This window comes from Enterobacter cloacae complex sp. 394I7, assembly GCF_057320345.1.
This window is the reverse complement of record NZ_JBXWCR010000005.1, coordinates 125907-144166: the sequence shown is the minus strand read 5'-3', so window position 1 is coordinate 144166 and position 18260 is coordinate 125907. Positions and strand designations below refer to the sequence as shown.

Below are 18260 nucleotides of genomic sequence, written 5' to 3'. Positions count from 1 at the left end.
ACAGGAAAGAATCATGATGAGCCTGGCCGGTAAAAAAATCGTTCTTGGCGTGAGCGGCGGTATCGCTGCCTATAAAGCGCCGGAGCTGGTGCGTCGTTTGCGCGAGCGCGGGGCGGATGTGCGGGTCGCGATAACGGAAGGCGGCAAAGCCTTTATCACGCCTCTGAGCCTGCAGGCCGTTTCAGGGTACCCCGTCTCTGACAGCCTCCTTGATCCGGCCGCCGAAGCCGCGATGGGCCATATTGAGCTGGGAAAATGGGCAGACCTGGTTATCCTTGCCCCCGCCACAGCAGATTTAATTGCCCGCGTAGCAGCCGGCATGGCAAACGATCTGGTCTCGACCATTTGCCTGGCCACGCCCGCACCTGTTGCCGTCGTCCCCGCGATGAACCAGCAGATGTACCGCAACGCCGCCACCCAGCATAATCTGACGACGCTGGCCTCACGCGGCCTGCTCATCTGGGGGCCGGACAGCGGTAGCCAGGCGTGTGGTGATGTGGGTCCTGGTCGTATGCTTGACCCGCTGACCATCGTTGAGCTGGCCGCCGGCCATTTTTCGCCTGTCAACGATCTGCAACATCTCAACATCATGATTACCGCGGGTCCAACGCGCGAGCCGCTGGACCCGGTGCGTTACATTACCAACCATAGCTCCGGTAAAATGGGCTTTGCCATTGCTGCCGCGGCGGCAAAACGCGGTGCAAAGGTCACGCTGGTGAGCGGCCCGGTCTCGTTACCGACACCGCCATTTGTGCAGCGTATTGATGTCACCACCGCCCTGGAGATGGACGCCGCCGTACAGGCGCATGCGCAGAACCAGCAGATTTTTATCGGCTGTGCGGCTGTTGCAGATTACCGTGCCGAAACCATTTCCGGGTCAAAAATTAAAAAGCAAGGCGATGAATTAACACTAAAAATGGTGAAAAATCCGGACATTGTTGCGGGTGTCGCCGCACTGAAAAGCCATCGTCCTTACGTTGTTGGGTTTGCCGCAGAAACAAATAATGTGGAAGAATATGCCCGGCAAAAACGTACCCGCAAAAACCTCGATTTGATTTGCGCGAACGACGTATCGCTGGCCACGCAAGGATTTAACAGCGACAGCAACGCACTGCACCTTTTCTGGCAGGATGGAGATAAAGTCTTACCGCTTGAGCGCAAGGAACTCCTGGGCCAACAATTACTGGACGAGATCGTTACCCGTTATGATGAAAAAAATCGACGTTAAGATTCTGGACCCGCGTGTTGGTAAGCAATTTGCGCTGCCAACCTATGCCACCTCCGGCTCTGCCGGTCTTGACCTGCGCGCCTGTCTCGATGACGCCGTAGAGCTGGCTCCGGGTGCAACCACCCTGATCCCAACCGGCCTGGCAATCCACATTGCTGACCCGTCGCTGGCAGCGGTGATCCTGCCGCGTTCTGGTCTGGGTCATAAGCATGGAGTGGTACTGGGTAACCTGGTCGGCCTGATCGACTCTGACTACCAGGGTCAACTGATGGTTTCCGTCTGGAACCGTGGTCAGGACAGCTTCACCATTGAACCGGGCGAGCGTATCGCACAGATGGTCTTTGTACCGGTGGTTCAGGCAGAATTTAATCTGGTGGAAGACTTTGACGCCACCGACCGTGGCGAAGGCGGCTTCGGCCATTCCGGGCGCAAATAACCGCCCGACCGACACGTATCTCACAGCGCCATAATGCAATAACAAACCGCAAACGTCAGTTTGCGGTCGCTGTGTGGATGCCAGCCTGGCAAGTGCTTATTTTCAGGGGTATTTTGTAACATGGCAGAAAAACAAACCGCGAAAAGGAACCGTCGCGAAGAAATACTTCAATCTCTGGCGCTGATGCTTGAATCCAGCGATGGTAGTCAACGCATCACCACCGCAAAACTGGCCGCCTCCGTGGGCGTGTCTGAAGCGGCGTTGTATCGTCATTTTCCGAGCAAAACCCGGATGTTTGACAGTCTGATCGAATTTATCGAAGACAGTCTGATCACTCGCATCAACCTGATTCTGAAAGACGAAAAAGACACGACTGCGCGTTTGCGTCTGATTGTGCAGCTCATTCTGGGCTTTGGTGAGCGCAATCCGGGCTTAACCCGTATCCTGACTGGCCACGCGCTGATGTTCGAGCAGGACCGATTGCAGGGCCGTATTAACCAGCTCTTCGAACGTATTGAAGCACAACTGCGCCAGGTACTGCGCGAGAAAAAAATGCGTGAGGGTGAAGGTTACAGCACCGATGAAACGCTGCTGGCAAGTCAAATCCTGTCGTTTTGCGAAGGCATGCTCTCCCGCTTTGTACGCAGCGAGTTTAAATACCGTCCAACGGACGATTTTGACGCCCGTTGGCCGTTAGTGGCGGCACAACTGCAATAATCTTCAGGCCCGGTAAGCAGAACGCCACCGGGCTTGATATTACACGCCGAAAGCTTCGCGATACCCACGTACCGCAGCCAGATGATCCGCCATCTCAGGCTTCTCTTCCAGATACGCAATCAGGTCTTTCAGGGTGATGATCGAGGTCACTTTACAGCCGTAATCGCGCTCAACTTCCTGAATCGCAGAGATTTCGCCACGCCCGCGTTCCTGACGATCCAAAGAGATCAGCACGCCAGCAAGCGTAGCGCCGTTGGCCTGAATAATCTCCATCGATTCGCGAATAGCGGTACCAGCGGTGATCACATCATCCACCAGCATAACGCGACCCTGCAGCGCGCTGCCTACCAGATTACCGCCTTCACCGTGGGTTTTAGCCTCTTTACGGTTAAAGCAGTACGGTACGTCGCGGTCGTGGTGTTCCGCCAGCGCAACCGCAGTGGTAGTGGCAATCGGAATGCCTTTATAGGCTGGGCCAAACAGCAGGTCAAAATCAATGCCGGAGTCCACCAGCGCTTCGGCATAGAAACGGCCTAACAATGCCAGATCGCGCCCGGTATTAAACAGTCCGGCGTTGAAGAAATAGGGGCTCTTACGCCCGGATTTCAGCGTAAACTCGCCAAATTTCAGGACCTGCTTGTTAAGCGCAAACTCAATAAACTCACGCTGCCAGGATTTCATGGGCTTACTCCTCCGACTTTTGCTTTTGTACGAACAAAAAAAAGGCGACTCATCAGTCGCCTTTAAAATCAATTTTCTAACGCCGCCTTCTGCGTCGTTACGATAGATTCAATTCCCCCTCGGGCCAACGCCAGCAAGGTAAGAAGTTCTTCATGGGTGAACGGCTCACCTTCTGCCGTGCCCTGCACCTCAATGATGCGACCGTCTTCAGTCATCACCACGTTCATGTCAGTCTCGGCAGCGGAATCTTCGACGTATTCCAGATCGCAAAGCGCTTCACCGTTAACGATACCCACGGAAACAGCCGCGACCATCCCTTTCATCGGATTCGTTTTCAGCTTACCGGCTGCAACCAGCTTATTCAGGGCATCAGCCAGCGCCACACATGCACCGGTAATCGACGCCGTACGCGTACCACCGTCTGCCTGAATGACGTCGCAGTCCAGAGTAATGGTAAATTCACCCAGTGTTTTCAGATCAACGGCGGCGCGCAGCGCACGTGCGATCAGACGCTGGATTTCCATGGTACGACCGCCCTGCTTGCCTTTTGCCGCTTCGCGGGCGTTACGGGTATGGGTTGCACGCGGCAACATGCCATATTCCGCAGTGATCCAGCCCTGGCCCTGACCTTTCAGGAAGCGTGGAACGCCCTCTTCGATGGACGCGGTGCACAGCACTTTGGTGTCACCAAACTCAACCAGTACGGAGCCTTCTGCGTGTTTTGTATAGTTACGGGTCAGGGTGACGGGACGCACCTGATTGGCGCTACGACCTGCTGGACGCATAATGAAATCTCCGGCTTGAAACGAATGTGGCTGCGCATTATACGGATAAAGGACGCTTATTCCTATCCTGAGAAGCCCCCGAAAGCTATAATCCCCCCATCTCTCCTTTAAAAACGGGAATGTCTATGATCCGCAGTATGACCGCCTACGCCCGGCGTGAAATCAAGGGTAGCTGGGGTAGCGCTACATGGGAAATGCGCTCGGTAAACCAGCGCTACCTGGAAACGTATTTCCGTATGCCGGAGCAGTTCCGCAGCCTTGAACCTGTTGTGCGCGAGCGTATCCGTGCTCGTCTGACGCGCGGTAAAGTGGAATGTAACCTGCGTTTTGAGCCTGATGCCAGCGCCCAGGGTGAGCTGATCCTCAACGAAAAACTGGCGAAACAGCTCGTCACTGCAGCGAACTGGGTCAAGATGCAAAGCGATGAAGGGGAAATCAACCCGGTCGATATTCTGCGCTGGCCTGGCGTCATGGCCGCCGGTGAGCAGGATCTGGACACGATTGCCGCAGAAATTCTCAGTGCCCTCGACAGCACGCTGGATGACTTTATCATTGCCCGCGAAACTGAAGGCCAGGCCCTCAAAGCGATGATTGAGCAGCGTCTGGAAGGCGTGACCACCGAAGTGGCTAAAGTCCGTACCCATATGCCTGCGGTCCTGCAATGGCAGCGTGAGCGCCTGGTGGCCAAACTGGAAGAAGCGGAAGTTCAGCTGGAAAATACCCGTCTGGAACAAGAACTGGTGCTGATGGCACAGCGCATTGACGTCGCCGAAGAGCTGGATCGTCTGGAAGCGCACGTTAAAGAGACTTACAACATCCTGAAGAAGAAAGAAGCCGTAGGGCGTCGTCTCGACTTTATGATGCAGGAGTTCAACCGCGAGTCGAACACCCTGGCCTCGAAATCGATCAATGCTGAAGTGACCAACTCCGCCATTGAACTGAAAGTGCTGATTGAGCAGATGCGCGAGCAGATCCAGAATATCGAGTAACGCTTTATTCAAGCCGCTTTCTCATCATGGCCCCGTTCAGGGGCCATTTTTTTATCGGAACAGGCTATCGGCGGCAAACGCCTATAACATGAATAATTGTAATGTGAAAATTACCGTTTAACGCCATTACACCCAGCCAAACAACGTTCAGTCATTATCAAAAATAAGGCTAACGCCCTCACACAAGAAAAACTAAATCGTGACAGACCGCACAAAACGCTACCCTGTTGCCCTCACTATCGGGGGAACACATGCTGCTACATATCCTTTATCTCGTCGGGATCACTGCCGAAGCCATGACCGGTGCACTCGCTGCCGGACGCCGTCGTATGGATACGTTTGGGGTCATCATTATTGCTACCGCCACCGCGCTAGGAGGCGGATCGGTACGTGATATCCTGCTGGGGCATTACCCTCTCGGCTGGGTTAAGCACCCCGAGTACATCATCATTGTGGCTGTCGCCGCAGTGCTGACCACTATCCTTGCTCCTGTAATGCCCCATCTTCGACGTCTGTTTTTAGTGCTTGATGCTCTGGGCCTGGTCGTGTTCTCCATCATCGGGGCACAAATTGCGCTGGATATGGGCGAAAGCCCGGTGATTGCCACTATTGCCGCAGTCGTGACGGGCGTATTTGGCGGCGTACTGCGCGATATGTTCTGCAAACGCATTCCTCTGGTCTTTCAAAAAGAGCTCTACGCTGGGATATCCTTTGCATCAGCCGTTCTGTATATCGCTTTACAGCATTATGTTTCCAGCCATGACGTCGTGGTCATCGCCACCTTGTTATTCGGCTTCACGGCTCGCTTGCTTGCGCTGCGCTTGAAACTGGGACTGCCCGTGTTTCATTACACTCAGGACACCCACTGACTGGCCGCTATCTATTCTCCCCGATAAGATAGCGGCGTTTATTCGCGATAAGCGACAGCAAGCTCATGTCAGAATCCTTGCACTCCCTGCTTGCCGAGCCAGGCAACCAGGCCGGCAATGCCAGGATCATGAATAAACGCAACGAGCTGCCGGGCTTTCTCCTTTCCTGTGCCGGGAAGTGCCTGCCAGTCTGCTGCGTTACGCTCACGCATTTTCTGCCACGTCAGGTCTCCCATAGCGTTTAGCGAGGCCTGCGTCAGCGGAACACCCAATGCCATGATCCAACGAATAAAGGGTCGCTCACGTACCAGATTAAAGCGATGCCAGAGCGCCAGCCCGCGTGCTGCGGAAAACCCCGGGGTAGACTCCAGCTGCGCCTGCGTTAATGTCAGCCATGAGAAGATATGTTCAAAATGATGCGCCTGATACAGCGCCCGCCAGCCTGACTCACCGACTCCTTCAATATCCAGCACGTGCTTTGAACCAAGCCACGTCAGGCGGGCAAAGAACTGCTCCATACACACCGGCGAGGCGTAAAAACAGCTCTGCGCATGATAATGCGAGGCCGGAGGTGTGGGCTTTTGTCTCTCTTCCCCCCGCCAGACCACCTTATCGAACCGCGGGATACCCTGCCCGGCCAGACTGACCTGTATCTGATCACCCGTCGCAATATCCAGCCTTTGCCAGCGTTCAACGGACCCAAGACTGACCCGCTGTACCTGCTTATCATCCAGCAGGACAGGGACCAGCGCCGCCACGACCGAGATTTTTCCCGTGCGCCCCACGGCAAAATGAATATCTCTTACTTCGGCGATCTGTGCGACTGGGGGGTATTTCCATGCGACGACCCAGCTGCCTTCTCCGGGCAACCAGTTTTCGCCGGGAGGAGCATCCGCGGACCGCACCACAATGCCGTCCGTGGCAAAGGGTAATGCCGTGTTGTGCCACGTCGAGCGCTGTTTCTCGACAGCATCAACAGTCTGTACAGGCAGGGTATAACGCGCCGTCAGGGAAAAGCCGGCTTTAGATAACTCAGACAGCGCATTCGACATCACTTTCGGCCCATCCGGCCAGGCCCAGATAAATATCCCTGTCTGGCTCAGAAGTGGACTGTCCTTTTGCCGCATCATCGCGCCCGCCACTTTTGCCCGTGCGTTCATTCCCCCCATCTGTCGCTGAAGATGGTTGTCGCGTAACCAAAAAAGCTCTCCCTGTAAGACGCTGTTGGCCAGCGCTCCGGTCACTTTTTTGGGCACTGCGGGAATTAAATACACTTGTGCAGTCCAGTCTTCACCTTTAAGCCCATCACCACGACTGATAGCCTGGGTTAACTTTCCGTCGCGATACACCAGCGTCACTGCCACCCCGTCGACTTTTGGCTGCATCCAGAGAGTGTCACGACCACGCATCCACTGGCGTAGCTCTTCTTTACTGGCCGCTTTATGCACTCCCGTATGGGCAACAGGATGTCTTACGCTCCCCGTTAGAACCGGTAAGGCCTCCTCAGAAGGTATATCGCCGAAGCAGCGCTGCCACTGCTTTAAACGGCCATTAAGCTGGTCATAGACGTCGTCATTCACCTCGCTCACGCCCTGCTTCCAGTAGGCATCATCCCAGCGTTTGACTTGCGCACTCAATGTCGCAATCTCTTTCTCTGCTTTTGCCTGAGACCACACGGGACACACCGCCGCACCGTAGCCGCACCACAACAGCATTAATCCGCTCATCCATCGCCACATCGCCACCCCTCCTTTACTTTGGTGGAGGTATAACCCGACACGGAAAACCGTGCTAATGGCCATCTTTCACTCTGCGAGGCGTTGTCAGACGTTTATTTTTATTGCTGCAAAACAGCTGTAAAACCTGAAAACGGCGCGCAAAATTCAATAATGCAGGGGAAAAAGTGTGACAAAGGCTACGTCACACAGCGGCGACGTGTATAATAAGCCCGTATGTAGGACTTCTTCGTTAACACATACAAAAGACTCTCATGGCTCAAGGCACGCTTTATATTGTTTCTGCCCCTAGTGGCGCGGGTAAATCCAGCCTTATTCAGGCACTGTTAAAAACCCAACCGTTGTACGACACACAGGTTTCTGTTTCTCACACCACGCGTAAACCGCGTCCGGGTGAAGTGCACGGTGAACACTATTTCTTTGTTGATCACGATGAATTCAGAGCGATGATTGGCAGAGACGCGTTTCTTGAACACGCAGAAGTTTTCGGTAACTACTACGGCACTTCGCGTGAAACCATTGAGCAGGTTCTGGCCACGGGCGTAAATGTGTTCCTGGATATCGACTGGCAGGGCGCACAGCAGATTCGCAAGAAAATGCCTGATTCACGCAGTATCTTTATTTTACCGCCATCGAAAGATGAGCTGGATCGCCGACTGCGTGGCCGCGGTCAGGACAGCGAGGAAGTGATCGCCCGGCGTATGGAGCAGGCAGTTGCAGAAATGAGCCATTACGCGGAATATGATTACCTTATTGTGAATGATGATTTTGATGCCGCGCTGAGCGATCTCAAAACCATTCTTCGCGCAGAACGCTTGCGTATGAGCCGCCAGAAGCAGCGACATGACGCATTAATCACCAAACTGTTGGCAGACTGAACCCACTTTCAGTATCATGCCCAGTCATTTCTTCACCTGTGGAGCATTTTAAGTATGGCACGCGTAACTGTTCAGGACGCTGTAGAGAAAATTGGTAACCGTTTTGACCTGGTGCTGGTCGCCGCGCGTCGCGCTCGTCAGATGCAGGTAGGCGGTAAAGATCCGCTGGTACCGGAAGAAAACGATAAAACTACCGTTATTGCACTTCGCGAAATCGAAGAAGGTCTGATCAACAATCAGATCCTCGACGTACGTGAGCGCCAGGAGCAGCAAGAGCAGGAAGCCGCAGAACTGCAGGCCGTAACCGCCATTGCTGAAGGTCGTCGTTAATTAAACCTGCGGGTCGCCCTTGTATCTGTTTGAAAGCCTGAATCAACTGATTCAAACTTACCTGCCTGAAGACCAGATTAAGCGTCTTCAGCAGGCGTATCTCGTTGCACGTGACGCTCACGAGGGCCAGGCACGTTCAAGCGGTGAACCCTATATCACGCACCCGGTAGCGGTGGCCTGTATTCTGGCCGAGATGAAACTCGACTACGAAACGCTGATGGCCGCCCTGCTGCATGATGTGATCGAAGATACCCCTGCCACCTACCAGGATATGGAACAGCTGTTTGGCAAAAGCGTTGCCGAGCTGGTGGAAGGGGTCTCTAAGCTTGATAAGCTGAAATTCCGCGACAAGAAAGAGGCGCAAGCCGAAAACTTTCGCAAGATGATTATGGCGATGGTGCAGGATATCCGCGTCATTCTTATCAAACTTGCTGACCGTACCCACAATATGCGCACGCTGGGCTCACTTCGCCCGGACAAACGTCGCCGCATTGCCCGTGAAACCCTCGAAATCTACAGTCCGCTGGCGCACCGTTTAGGTATCCACCACATTAAAACCGAGCTGGAAGAGCTGGGTTTTGAAGCGTTGTACCCGAACCGCTATCGCGTGATTAAAGAGGTGGTGAAAGCCGCACGCGGCAACCGTAAAGAGATGATTCAAAAGATCCTCTCTGAAATTGAAGGTCGTTTACAGGAAGCGGGAATTCCGTGCCGCGTCAGCGGTCGCGAAAAACATCTGTACTCCATCTACTGCAAAATGGTGCTCAAAGAGCAGCGTTTTCATTCGATCATGGATATCTACGCGTTCCGCGTGATCGTCCACGACTCTGATACCTGCTATCGCGTGCTGGGCCAGATGCACAGCCTGTACAAACCGCGTCCAGGGCGCATGAAAGATTACATCGCCATTCCAAAAGCGAACGGCTATCAATCTTTGCACACCTCGATGATCGGTCCACACGGCGTGCCTGTTGAAGTGCAGATCCGCACCGAAGACATGGACCAGATGGCGGAGATGGGTGTGGCTGCACACTGGGCTTATAAAGAGCACGGTGGTGAAAGCAGTACAACCGCACAAATCCGCGCCCAGCGCTGGATGCAAAGCCTGCTGGAGCTGCAGCAGAGTGCGGGTAGCTCGTTTGAATTTATCGAGAGCGTTAAATCCGATCTCTTCCCGGATGAGATTTACGTTTTCACCCCAGAAGGCCGCATTGTCGAACTACCTGCAGGCGCTACGCCGGTCGACTTTGCTTACGCCGTGCATACCGATATCGGCCACGCCTGCGTGGGCGCGCGCGTCGACAGGCAGCCTTATCCGCTCTCTCAGCCGCTTTCCAGCGGCCAGACGGTGGAAATTATTACCGCACCGGGCGCACGCCCGAACGCGGCCTGGCTGAACTTTGTCGTGAGTTCCAAAGCTCGCGCCAAAATCCGCCAGTTGCTGAAAAACCTCAAGCGCGATGATTCTGTCAGCCTGGGGCGTCGTCTGCTCAACCATGCGTTGGGTGGTAGCCGTAAGCTGGCTGAGATCCCGAAAGAGAACATTCAGCGTGAGCTGGAGCGCATGAAGCTCGCCTCGCTTGATGACCTGCTGGCAGAAATCGGCCTCGGCAACGCCATGAGCGTGGTCGTGGCGAAGAACCTGCAGCAGGGTGATACCACGGCGATCCCGACGACGACGCAAAGCCACGGTCATCTGCCGATCAAAGGCGCGGACGGCGTACTTATCACCTTCGCGAAATGTTGCCGTCCTATCCCGGGTGACCCGATTATTGCGCACGTCAGTCCGGGTAAAGGTCTGGTTATCCACCACGAATCCTGTCGTAACATCCGCGGCTATCAAAAAGAGGCGGAGAAGTTCATGGCAGTCGAGTGGGATAAAGAGACGGCACAGGAATTTATCACCGAAATTAAGGTGGATATGTTCAACCACCAGGGTGCCCTGGCGAACCTGACGGCAGCAATCAATACGGCCTCTTCCAACATTCAGAGCCTGAACACGGAAGAGAAAGATGGCCGCGTCTACAGCGCCTTTATTCGTCTGACCGCCCGTGACCGCGTGCATCTGGCGAACATTATGCGCAAGATCCGCGTGATGCCGGACGTGATTAAAGTCACCCGTAACCGAAACTAGACTTATGAATTCAAAACGTTACGAGCGTATCTGCGAAATGCTCGCCAGGCGTCAGCCTGACCTGACGGTCTGCATGGAGCAGGTCCACAAACCTCATAACGTCTCTGCAATTGTCCGTACCGCAGACGCCGTAGGCGTGCATGAAGTGCACGCCGTCTGGCCGGGTGCCCGCATGCGAACCATGGCTTCAACTGCCGCAGGCAGTAACAGCTGGGTGTCCGTCAAAACCCACCAGACTATTGGCGAAGCCGTATCGCACCTGAAAGGTCGCGGTATGCAGGTCCTGGCCACTAACCTGTCCGCAAAAGCCGTCGATTTTCGTGAGATCGACTACACCCGCCCGACCTGTATTTTGATGGGTCAGGAGAAAACCGGGATCACCCAGGAAGCGCTGGATCTGGCGGATCAGGATATCATCATCCCCATGATCGGCATGGTGCAGTCTCTCAATGTCTCCGTGGCCTCTGCGCTCATTCTCTATGAAGCGCAGCGCCAGCGTCAGAACGCGGGCATGTACAAGCGCAGCAACAGCATGCTGCCGGAAGAGGAGCAGCAGCGCCTGCTGTTCGAAGGTGGTTACCCGGTGCTGGCTCGCGTCGCGAAACAGAAAAAACTGCCTTACCCCCACGTCAACGCGCAGGGCGAAATTGAAGCCGATGCCGAGTGGTGGGCCACCATGCAGTACGCAGGATAACCGATGAAAGGCCGTCTGCTGGATGCCATACCGCTCAATAGCCTGACGGGCGTAGGTGCGGCGCAAAGCAGTAAACTGGCAAAAATTGGCCTGCATACCGTGCAGGATCTCCTGCTCCATCTCCCCCTGCGTTATGAAGACCGCACCCAACTCTATAAGATTGGCGATCTGCTGCCTGCCATTTACGCCACCGTTGAAGGCGAAGTACTGAACTGCAATATCACCTTTGGCGGACGCCGGATGATGACCTGTCAGATCAGCGACGGCACCGGCATTCTCACCCTGCGCTTTTTCAACTTCAATGCGGCCATGAAAAACAGCCTTGCGACCGGTCGCAGGGTGCTGGCCTATGGTGAAGCCAAACGCGGGAAATACGGCGCAGAGATGATCCACCCGGAGTATCGCGTCCAGGGAGATCTGAGCACGCCGGAGCTGCAGGAGACTCTGACCCCGGTTTATCCGACGACCGAAGGCATCAAGCAGGCAACGCTGCGTAAGCTCACTGAACAGGTGCTGGAACTGCTGGATACCTGCGCCATTACCGAGCTACTGCCGCCTGAGCTGGCTCAGGGCATGATGAGTCTGCCCGAGGCGCTGCGCACCCTGCACCGCCCGCCGCCAACCCTGCAGCTTAGCGACCTGGAAAGCGGCAAACACCCCGCTCAACGGCGTCTTATCCTTGAGGAATTACTGGCTCATAACCTGAGCATGCTGGCGGTAAGGGCGGGCGCGCAGCGTTTTCATGCCCAGCCCTTAAGCCCGCGAGATGAACTCAAAGATAAGCTGCTGGCCTCCCTGCCGTTTAAACCCACCGGTGCACAGGCACGCGTCACGGCCGAGATCGAACGCGATATGGCGCTCGATGTGCCCATGATGCGCCTGGTTCAGGGGGATGTGGGTTCCGGTAAAACGCTGGTTGCAGCCCTGGCTGCCCTGCGCGCAATTGCCCACGGCAGGCAGGTGGCGCTAATGGCCCCCACCGAACTGCTGGCTGAACAGCACGCTAATAACTTCCGCGCGTGGTTTGCCCCGCTTGGGATTGAAGTGGGCTGGCTTGCCGGGAAGCAAAAAGGTAAAGCGCGTCAGGCACAACAGGACGCCATTGCCAGCGGTCAGGTACAGATGATTGTCGGCACGCACGCGATTTTCCAGGAGCAGGTACAGTTTAATGGTCTTGCCCTGGTGATTATCGACGAACAACACCGCTTCGGTGTACACCAGCGTCTGGCGCTGTGGGAGAAAGGGCTGCAGCAGGGCTTCCACCCGCATCAGCTGATCATGACTGCCACACCTATCCCGCGCACCCTGGCAATGACCGCCTACGCCGATCTCGATACATCGACCATCGACGAACTGCCGCCGGGCCGTACACCGGTCACCACGGTCGCCATTCCGGACACACGCCGGAGCGATATCATCGACCGCGTGCGCAACGCCTGCACTCACGAAGGCCGTCAGGCCTACTGGGTCTGCACGTTAATTGAAGAGTCTGAACTGCTTGAAGCGCAGGCCGCGGAAGCGACGTGGGAAGAGCTGAAGCTGGCGCTGCCCGAGCTGAACGTGGGTCTGGTTCACGGGCGGATGAAGCCTACTGAGAAACAGGCGGTGATGCAGTCGTTCAAACAGGGTGAACTGCATTTGCTGGTTGCCACAACGGTGATTGAAGTCGGCGTAGACGTGCCCAATTCCAGCCTGATGATCATCGAAAACCCGGAACGTCTTGGCCTTGCGCAACTCCATCAGCTGCGCGGCCGCGTTGGCCGCGGTGCTGTCGCCTCTCACTGCGTGCTGCTCTACAAAGCACCGCTCTCGAAAACCGCACAGATGCGTTTGCAGGTGCTGCGCGACAGTAACGACGGTTTTGTGATTGCACAAAAAGACCTGGAGATCCGCGGCCCAGGCGAACTGCTGGGCACGCGTCAGACGGGTAATGCCGAATTCAAAGTGGCAGATTTACTGCGCGATCAGGCCATGATCCCCGAAGTTCAGCGCCTCGCACGCCATATTCATGAGCGCTACCCCGAACAGGCGGCAGCGTTAATTGAGCGCTGGATGCCGGAAACTGAACGCTATTCCAACGCCTGATCTCAGGCAAACATCGGCAGCATCAGGTAAAGCTTGATCACCAGCGCGTTGACGATATCAATGAAGAACGCCCCGACCATCGGGACCACCAGAAACGCCATATGCGAAGGCCCAAAACGTTCGGTGATCGCCTGCATGTTGGCGATAGCCGTCGGCGTTGCCCCCAGACCAAACCCACAATGCCCGGCCGCCAGCACTGCTGCATCGTAGTTTTTACCCATCATGCGCCAGGTTACAAACATGGCATAGAACGCCATAAACAGTGCCTGAACGGCCAGAATAGCCACCATCGGCAGCGCCAGTGAGGCCAGCTCCCAGAGCTTGAGGCTCATCAGGGCCATCGCCAGGAACAGCGACAGGCAGACGTTGCCAAGCACCGATACGGCACGTTCAAATACGCGGTAGAAGCCCATCAGCGCCAGACCGTTACTCAGCAGCACCCCAACAAACAGCACGCACACAAACGTCGGGAGCTCGAACGCTGAACCTGCCAGCCATTGCGCAACCACTTTGCCCACCGTCAGGCAGATGGCAATCATCGCGATAGTTTCAATCAACACCAGCGAAGTGATGGTGCGCCCGACGTCGGGTTTTTCAAAGGCAGTGGGTACCAGCTCATCGTCCGGTCTTCCGTCTGGCGTACCAGAGTGCTTCACCAGATACCGCGCCACCGGCCCGCCGATCAGGCCGCCCAGCACCAGACCGAAGGTGGCGCAGGCCATCGCCACTTCGGTGGCGTTTTCAAAGCCGTAGCGCTCAGTAAACAGCTTGCTCCACGCCGCCCCGGTACCGTGGCCACCAGAGAGGGTGATTGATCCGGCCAGCAGCCCCATCAGCGGATCCAGCCCCAGCAGCGTAGCCATCCCGATACCAATGGCGTTTTGCATCACTAGCAGCCCTACCACCACGATCAGAAATACGCCGAGCACTTTGCCACCCGTCCGTAGGCTCGCCAGGTTGGCATTCAGGCCAATGGTGGCAAAGAAGGCCAGCATCAGCGGATCTTTCAGGGACATATCAAAATCAATTTCCCAGCCCATGCTTTTCTTCAGCACCAGCAGGGCCAGCGCCACCAGCAGTCCGCCGGCAACAGGTTCAGGAATGGTGTATTTCTTCAGAAGGGAAACGCTGTGTACGAGCTTACGGCCAAGCAGTAAGACCAGCGTTGCGGCAACAAGGGTCGACAACGTATCGAGATGAATCATAAAAGGCTCCTGTTATGCGCGTGTTCCATACACACGCGGCGTTATCCTGGGCCGGCTTGCGCTCGTCATGAGCCGCCGGCGCAAAAAGTGTAATTTTTTTTCCCCATGGGTTGTAGAAAACCTGCTCACAGCGGCAGATTTTCTTGTCTTTTTTTGTTGGCAATCGTTTGCTTTTACCAGGTGGTCAGATAAAATGCCCGCTTTTCCACCGTGGGATTGCCGCCGATGTCCGTTAACACCCTTGAGTCTCCCGATGCGCAACCGATTGCGCAGAAGCAAAATAGCGAACTGATTTACCGCCTTGAAGACCGTCCGCCTCTTCCTCAGACGCTCTTTGCCGCCTGCCAACACCTGCTGGCTATGTTCGTTGCGGTGATCACCCCGGCGCTGCTGATCTGCCAGGCGCTTGGTTTACCGGCTCAGGATACACAGCACATCATCAGTATGTCCCTCTTTGCCTCCGGCGTGGCGTCCATTATTCAAATTAAAGCGTGGGGCCCGGTGGGGTCTGGATTGTTGTCGATCCAGGGCACCAGTTTTAACTTCGTCGCACCGCTGATCATGGGCGGTACAGCCCTCAAAACCGGCGGCGCGGATGTTCCGACCATGATGGCGGCGCTGTTTGGCACGCTGATGCTGGCCAGTTGCACCGAGATGGTGATCTCCCGGGTACTGCACCTGGCGCGTCGCGTGATCACGCCGCTGGTATCCGGCGTGGTGGTGATGATCATTGGCCTGTCGCTGATTCAGGTTGGCCTGACCTCCATCGGTGGCGGTTATGCGGCAATGAGCGACCACACTTTTGGTGCACCGAAAAACCTGCTGCTGGCCGGCGTGGTACTGGCAATCATTATTCTGCTTAACCGTCAGCGTAACCCGTATCTGCGTGTGGCATCGCTGGTGATCGCCATGGCGGCCGGTTATCTGCTGGCCTGGGCGCTGGGTATGCTACCGGAGAATACCCCGCAGACCAACAGTGCGCTGATCACCATTCCAACACCGCTGTACTACGGCCTGGGCATTGACTGGGGTCTGCTGCTGCCGCTGATGCTGGTCTTTATGATCACCTCGCTGGAGACGATTGGCGATATCACCGCCACGTCTGATGTCTCCGAGCAGCCGGTCTCCGGCCCGCTGTATATGAAACGCCTGAAAGGCGGCGTGCTGGCGAACGGCCTGAACTCGTTTGTCTCTGCGGTCTTCAACACCTTCCCGAACTCCTGCTTCGGCCAGAACAACGGCGTGATCCAGCTGACTGGCGTTGCCAGCCGCTACGTCGGTTTTGTGGTGGCGCTGATGCTGATCGTCCTCGGCCTGTTCCCGGCGGTAAGCGGTTTTGTGCAGCATATACCTGAACCGGTGCTGGGCGGCGCAACGCTGGTGATGTTCGGGACCATCGCGGCTTCCGGTGTACGTATCGTCTCCCGCGAACCGCTGAACCGCCGCGCCATCATGATCATTGCCCTGTCGCTGGCCGTGGGTCTGGGTGTTTCACAGCAACCGCTGATCCTGCAGTTTGCCCCGGACTGGGTGAAAAACCTGCTCTCTTCCGGCATTGCGGCAGGCGGTATCACTGCGATTGTTCTGAACCTCGTTTTCCCGCCTGAGAAAAATTGATCGCCCTCACGGCAGGCTGTCAACGCCTGCCGTGACATCTCTTTACACCATTCCCGCCTTGAGCATTGCGCATAAATCGTGCATAACTCCCTTATGTGCGTTTCGCGGGATGGAAGACCATGAAATTTATTGGAAAGGTACTCGTCTATCTTCTGGTGGCCCTGCTCATTGTGGTGCTGGCGCTCTATATTCTGCTCCAGACCCGCTGGGGAGCATCTCAGGCCAGCAACTGGATAACGGTGAATACCGATTACGAACTCAATTTCGACCTGATGGATCACCGCTTTTCGTCACCTTCCCACATCATTCTGGAAAACGTCACGTTTGGCCGCGACGGTAAACCCGCCACGCTGGTAGCCAGGAAAGTCGATATTGGTCTGAGTAGCCGACAGGTCACCGATCCGCTGCACATGGACACCATTACCCTGTTCGATGGCACGCTTAATCTTTCTCCTCAGACGGCACCGCTCCCGTTCCAGGCGGACCGTTTGCAGTTGAACAACATGGCCTTTAACAGCCCCAATACGGAATGGGATCTCAGCGCACAGAAAGTGACGGGCGGCGTCAGCCCGTGGCAGCCAGAAGCAGGCAATGTGTTGGGTAAAAACGCACAGATCCAGGTGAGCGCAGGCTCGCTTACCCTGAACGGCGTGCCGGCCACCAACGTGCTGATCCAGGGACAACTCAACGGCAAAGAGGTGGTGCTGAACACCATTGGTGCCGATATGGCGCGCGGTTCGCTCACCGGGTCCGCCCTGCGCAACGCTGACGGCAGCTGGATTATCGACACCATGCGTCTGAATGAGATCCGCCTGCAAAGCGATAAGTCACTGGTGGATTTCTTCGCGCCTCTGACCACCATTCCCTCGCTGCAGATTGGCCGTCTGGAAGTGACTGACGCACGCCTGCAGGGGCCGGACTGGGCGGTGACCGATCTCGATTTAAGCCTGCGCAACCTGACACTCAGCAAAGGCGACTGGCAAAGTCAGGAGGGGCGTTTGTCCATGAACGCCAGCGAGTTTATTTATGGCTCTCTGCATCTGTTCGACCCGATCATGAATGCGGAGTTCTCCCCGCAAGGCGTGGCGCTGCGCCAGTTTACCTCCCGCTGGGAAGGCGGCATGGTTCGCGCTTCCGGCAACTGGCTGCGCGAAGGTAACGCGCTGGTGCTGGACGATGTCGCTATCGCCGGGCTGGAATACACCCTGCCGCAGAACTGGAAAACGCTGTGGATGGAGCCGTTACCGGAATGGCTGAACAGCCTGACGCTGAAAAAATTCGGCCTGAGCCGCAACCTGGTTATCGATATCGACCCGGCCTTCCCGTGGCAAATCACCTCTCTTGATGGCTATGGTGCGAACCTGCAGCTGGCGAAAGATCGCCAGTGGGGCGTATGGGGTGGCAGCGCAACGCTGAACGGCGCGGCGGCGACCTTTAACCGCGTGGACGTGCGTCGTCCGTCGCTGGCGCTGAACGCTAACGCCTCAACGGTAAACATTACCGACCTGAGCGCTTTCACCGAAAAAGGCATTCTGGAAGCCACGGCGACGGTATCACAGCTTCCGCCACGGCAGACCACAATCAGCCTGAACGGACGCGGCGTGCCGCTCAACGTGCTGCAGGCGTGGGGCTGGCCGGCGCTGCCCATTGGCGGTGATGGCAATATCCAGCTAACCGCCAGCGGCAGCGTGCAGGCCAACGCACCGCTGAAGCCGACGGTTAACGGTAAACTGAATGCGGTAAATATGGATAAACAGCAGGTGCAACAGACGATGACGGGGGGAGAGGTGTCGACACTATCCTCGCCCCAGCCCTCTCCCTGAAAGGAAGAAGAAGCAAACCCTTCCCTCCCCCCGTTGGGGAGAGGGTTAGGGTG

General features: G+C 56.1%; 16 protein-coding genes. 12 read left to right on the top strand and 4 right to left on the bottom strand.

All coding sequences use genetic code 11. The features are described from left to right. The first annotated feature begins 16 nt into the window (after positions 1 to 16). From coaBC to slmA, 3 genes are all read left to right on the top strand, one after another. Positions 17 to 1228: a bifunctional phosphopantothenoylcysteine decarboxylase/phosphopantothenate--cysteine ligase CoaBC gene (gene coaBC, locus AC2FAP_RS17890; protein ID WP_025206464.1), complete on the top strand. Its 1212-nt coding sequence runs from the start codon at positions 17 to 19 to the stop codon at positions 1226 to 1228. After that, entirely contained in the window at positions 1206 to 1664 is a 459-nt protein-coding gene (dut, locus tag AC2FAP_RS17885; protein WP_014168052.1) for a dUTP diphosphatase, read from the top strand. Before coaBC ends, dut begins: the two co-directional genes overlap by 23 nt. A 120-nt stretch (positions 1665 to 1784) precedes the next feature. Next, positions 1785 to 2381 (top strand): nucleoid occlusion factor SlmA, encoded by a 597-nt coding sequence (gene slmA / locus AC2FAP_RS17880; protein ID WP_020882692.1) that lies wholly within the window; start codon positions 1785 to 1787, stop codon positions 2379 to 2381. Between the two features lie 39 nt (positions 2382 to 2420). Here slmA and pyrE read toward each other — a convergent pair whose 3' ends face one another. Further along, complete coding sequence (pyrE, locus tag AC2FAP_RS17875; protein ID WP_014168048.1) at positions 2421 to 3062, bottom strand: orotate phosphoribosyltransferase; 642 nt, start codon at positions 3060 to 3062, stop codon at positions 2421 to 2423. Between the two features lie 68 nt (positions 3063 to 3130). Then, complete coding sequence (rph, locus tag AC2FAP_RS17870) at positions 3131 to 3847, bottom strand: ribonuclease PH (protein ID WP_013094888.1); 717 nt, start codon at positions 3845 to 3847, stop codon at positions 3131 to 3133. Positions 3848 to 3972: 125 nt separating this feature from the next. On the opposite strand from rph, the gene AC2FAP_RS17865 reads away from it, so the two are divergent. Beyond that, the gene (locus AC2FAP_RS17865) at positions 3973 to 4836 is read left to right on the top strand and encodes a YicC/YloC family endoribonuclease (RefSeq protein WP_020882693.1); all 864 of its coding nucleotides are present in this window, start codon (positions 3973 to 3975) and stop codon (positions 4834 to 4836) included. A 251-nt stretch (positions 4837 to 5087) separates the two neighbouring features. Further along, positions 5088 to 5705 carry a trimeric intracellular cation channel family protein gene (locus AC2FAP_RS17860; protein ID WP_020882694.1) on the top strand — a complete coding sequence of 206 codons (618 nt, stop codon included), beginning with the start codon at positions 5088 to 5090 and terminating at the stop codon, positions 5703 to 5705. Positions 5706 to 5773: 68 nt separating this feature from the next. Here the strand turns inward: AC2FAP_RS17860 and ligB are convergent, their stop codons facing one another. Beyond that, a complete protein-coding gene (ligB, locus tag AC2FAP_RS17855) occupies positions 5774 to 7444 on the bottom strand; it encodes an NAD-dependent DNA ligase LigB (protein WP_151887209.1) in 1671 nt (556 codons plus the stop codon). 251 nt (positions 7445 to 7695) lie between these two features. On the opposite strand from ligB, the gene gmk reads away from it, so the two are divergent. Genes gmk through recG form a run of 5 tightly spaced genes read left to right on the top strand, consistent with a single transcriptional unit; the run spans position 7696 to position 13562 of the window. After that, positions 7696 to 8319, top strand: a complete 624-nt coding sequence (gene gmk, locus AC2FAP_RS17850) for a guanylate kinase (RefSeq protein WP_014168044.1) — start codon at positions 7696 to 7698, stop codon at positions 8317 to 8319. Between the two features lie 54 nt (positions 8320 to 8373). Beyond that, positions 8374 to 8649, top strand: a complete 276-nt coding sequence (rpoZ, locus tag AC2FAP_RS17845) for a DNA-directed RNA polymerase subunit omega (protein ID WP_000135058.1) — start codon at positions 8374 to 8376, stop codon at positions 8647 to 8649. Between the two features lie 19 nt (positions 8650 to 8668). Then, the gene (spoT, locus tag AC2FAP_RS17840) at positions 8669 to 10783 is read left to right on the top strand and encodes a bifunctional GTP diphosphokinase/guanosine-3',5'-bis pyrophosphate 3'-pyrophosphohydrolase (RefSeq protein WP_014168043.1); all 2115 of its coding nucleotides are present in this window, start codon (positions 8669 to 8671) and stop codon (positions 10781 to 10783) included. 4 nt (positions 10784 to 10787) lie between these two features. Continuing rightward, positions 10788 to 11477 carry a tRNA (guanosine(18)-2'-O)-methyltransferase TrmH gene (gene trmH / locus AC2FAP_RS17835; RefSeq protein ID WP_014168042.1) on the top strand — a complete coding sequence of 230 codons (690 nt, stop codon included), beginning with the start codon at positions 10788 to 10790 and terminating at the stop codon, positions 11475 to 11477. A 3-nt stretch (positions 11478 to 11480) separates the two neighbouring features. Next, a complete protein-coding gene (gene recG, locus AC2FAP_RS17830) occupies positions 11481 to 13562 on the top strand; it encodes an ATP-dependent DNA helicase RecG (protein ID WP_479435871.1) in 2082 nt (693 codons plus the stop codon). A gap of 2 nt (positions 13563 to 13564) precedes the next feature. Here the strand turns inward: recG and gltS are convergent, their stop codons facing one another. Beyond that, complete coding sequence (gene gltS / locus AC2FAP_RS17825; RefSeq protein WP_014168040.1) at positions 13565 to 14767, bottom strand: sodium/glutamate symporter; 1203 nt, start codon at positions 14765 to 14767, stop codon at positions 13565 to 13567. A gap of 225 nt (positions 14768 to 14992) precedes the next feature. On the opposite strand from gltS, the gene xanP reads away from it, so the two are divergent. Together xanP and AC2FAP_RS17815 are read left to right on the top strand one after the other, a co-directional pair. Next, positions 14993 to 16384, top strand: coding sequence for a xanthine/proton symporter XanP (gene xanP, locus AC2FAP_RS17820; RefSeq protein ID WP_032679316.1), 1392 nt, complete (start codon positions 14993 to 14995; stop codon positions 16382 to 16384). 119 nt (positions 16385 to 16503) lie between these two features. Continuing rightward, positions 16504 to 18207 (top strand): AsmA family protein, encoded by a 1704-nt coding sequence (locus AC2FAP_RS17815; protein WP_020882698.1) that lies wholly within the window; start codon positions 16504 to 16506, stop codon positions 18205 to 18207. Positions 18208 to 18260 lie beyond the last annotated feature (53 nt).

Coding starts and splice junctions, on each gene's coding strand:
- coaBC (WP_025206464.1), top strand. CDS start 17: ATGAGCCTGGCCGGTAAAAAAATCGTTCTTGGCGTGAGCGGCGGTATC.
- dut (WP_014168052.1), top strand. CDS start 1,206: ATGATGAAAAAAATCGACGTTAAGATTCTGGACCCGCGTGTTGGTAAG.
- slmA (WP_020882692.1), top strand. CDS start 1,785: ATGGCAGAAAAACAAACCGCGAAAAGGAACCGTCGCGAAGAAATACTT.
- pyrE (WP_014168048.1), bottom strand. CDS start 3,062: ATGAAATCCTGGCAGCGTGAGTTTATTGAGTTTGCGCTTAACAAGCAG.
- rph (WP_013094888.1), bottom strand. CDS start 3,847: ATGCGTCCAGCAGGTCGTAGCGCCAATCAGGTGCGTCCCGTCACCCTG.
- AC2FAP_RS17865 (WP_020882693.1), top strand. CDS start 3,973: ATGATCCGCAGTATGACCGCCTACGCCCGGCGTGAAATCAAGGGTAGC.
- AC2FAP_RS17860 (WP_020882694.1), top strand. CDS start 5,088: ATGCTGCTACATATCCTTTATCTCGTCGGGATCACTGCCGAAGCCATG.
- ligB (WP_151887209.1), bottom strand. CDS start 7,444: ATGTGGCGATGGATGAGCGGATTAATGCTGTTGTGGTGCGGCTACGGT.
- gmk (WP_014168044.1), top strand. CDS start 7,696: ATGGCTCAAGGCACGCTTTATATTGTTTCTGCCCCTAGTGGCGCGGGT.
- rpoZ (WP_000135058.1), top strand. CDS start 8,374: ATGGCACGCGTAACTGTTCAGGACGCTGTAGAGAAAATTGGTAACCGT.
- trmH (WP_014168042.1), top strand. CDS start 10,788: ATGAATTCAAAACGTTACGAGCGTATCTGCGAAATGCTCGCCAGGCGT.
- recG (WP_479435871.1), top strand. CDS start 11,481: ATGAAAGGCCGTCTGCTGGATGCCATACCGCTCAATAGCCTGACGGGC.
- gltS (WP_014168040.1), bottom strand. CDS start 14,767: ATGATTCATCTCGATACGTTGTCGACCCTTGTTGCCGCAACGCTGGTC.
- xanP (WP_032679316.1), top strand. CDS start 14,993: ATGTCCGTTAACACCCTTGAGTCTCCCGATGCGCAACCGATTGCGCAG.
- AC2FAP_RS17815 (WP_020882698.1), top strand. CDS start 16,504: ATGAAATTTATTGGAAAGGTACTCGTCTATCTTCTGGTGGCCCTGCTC.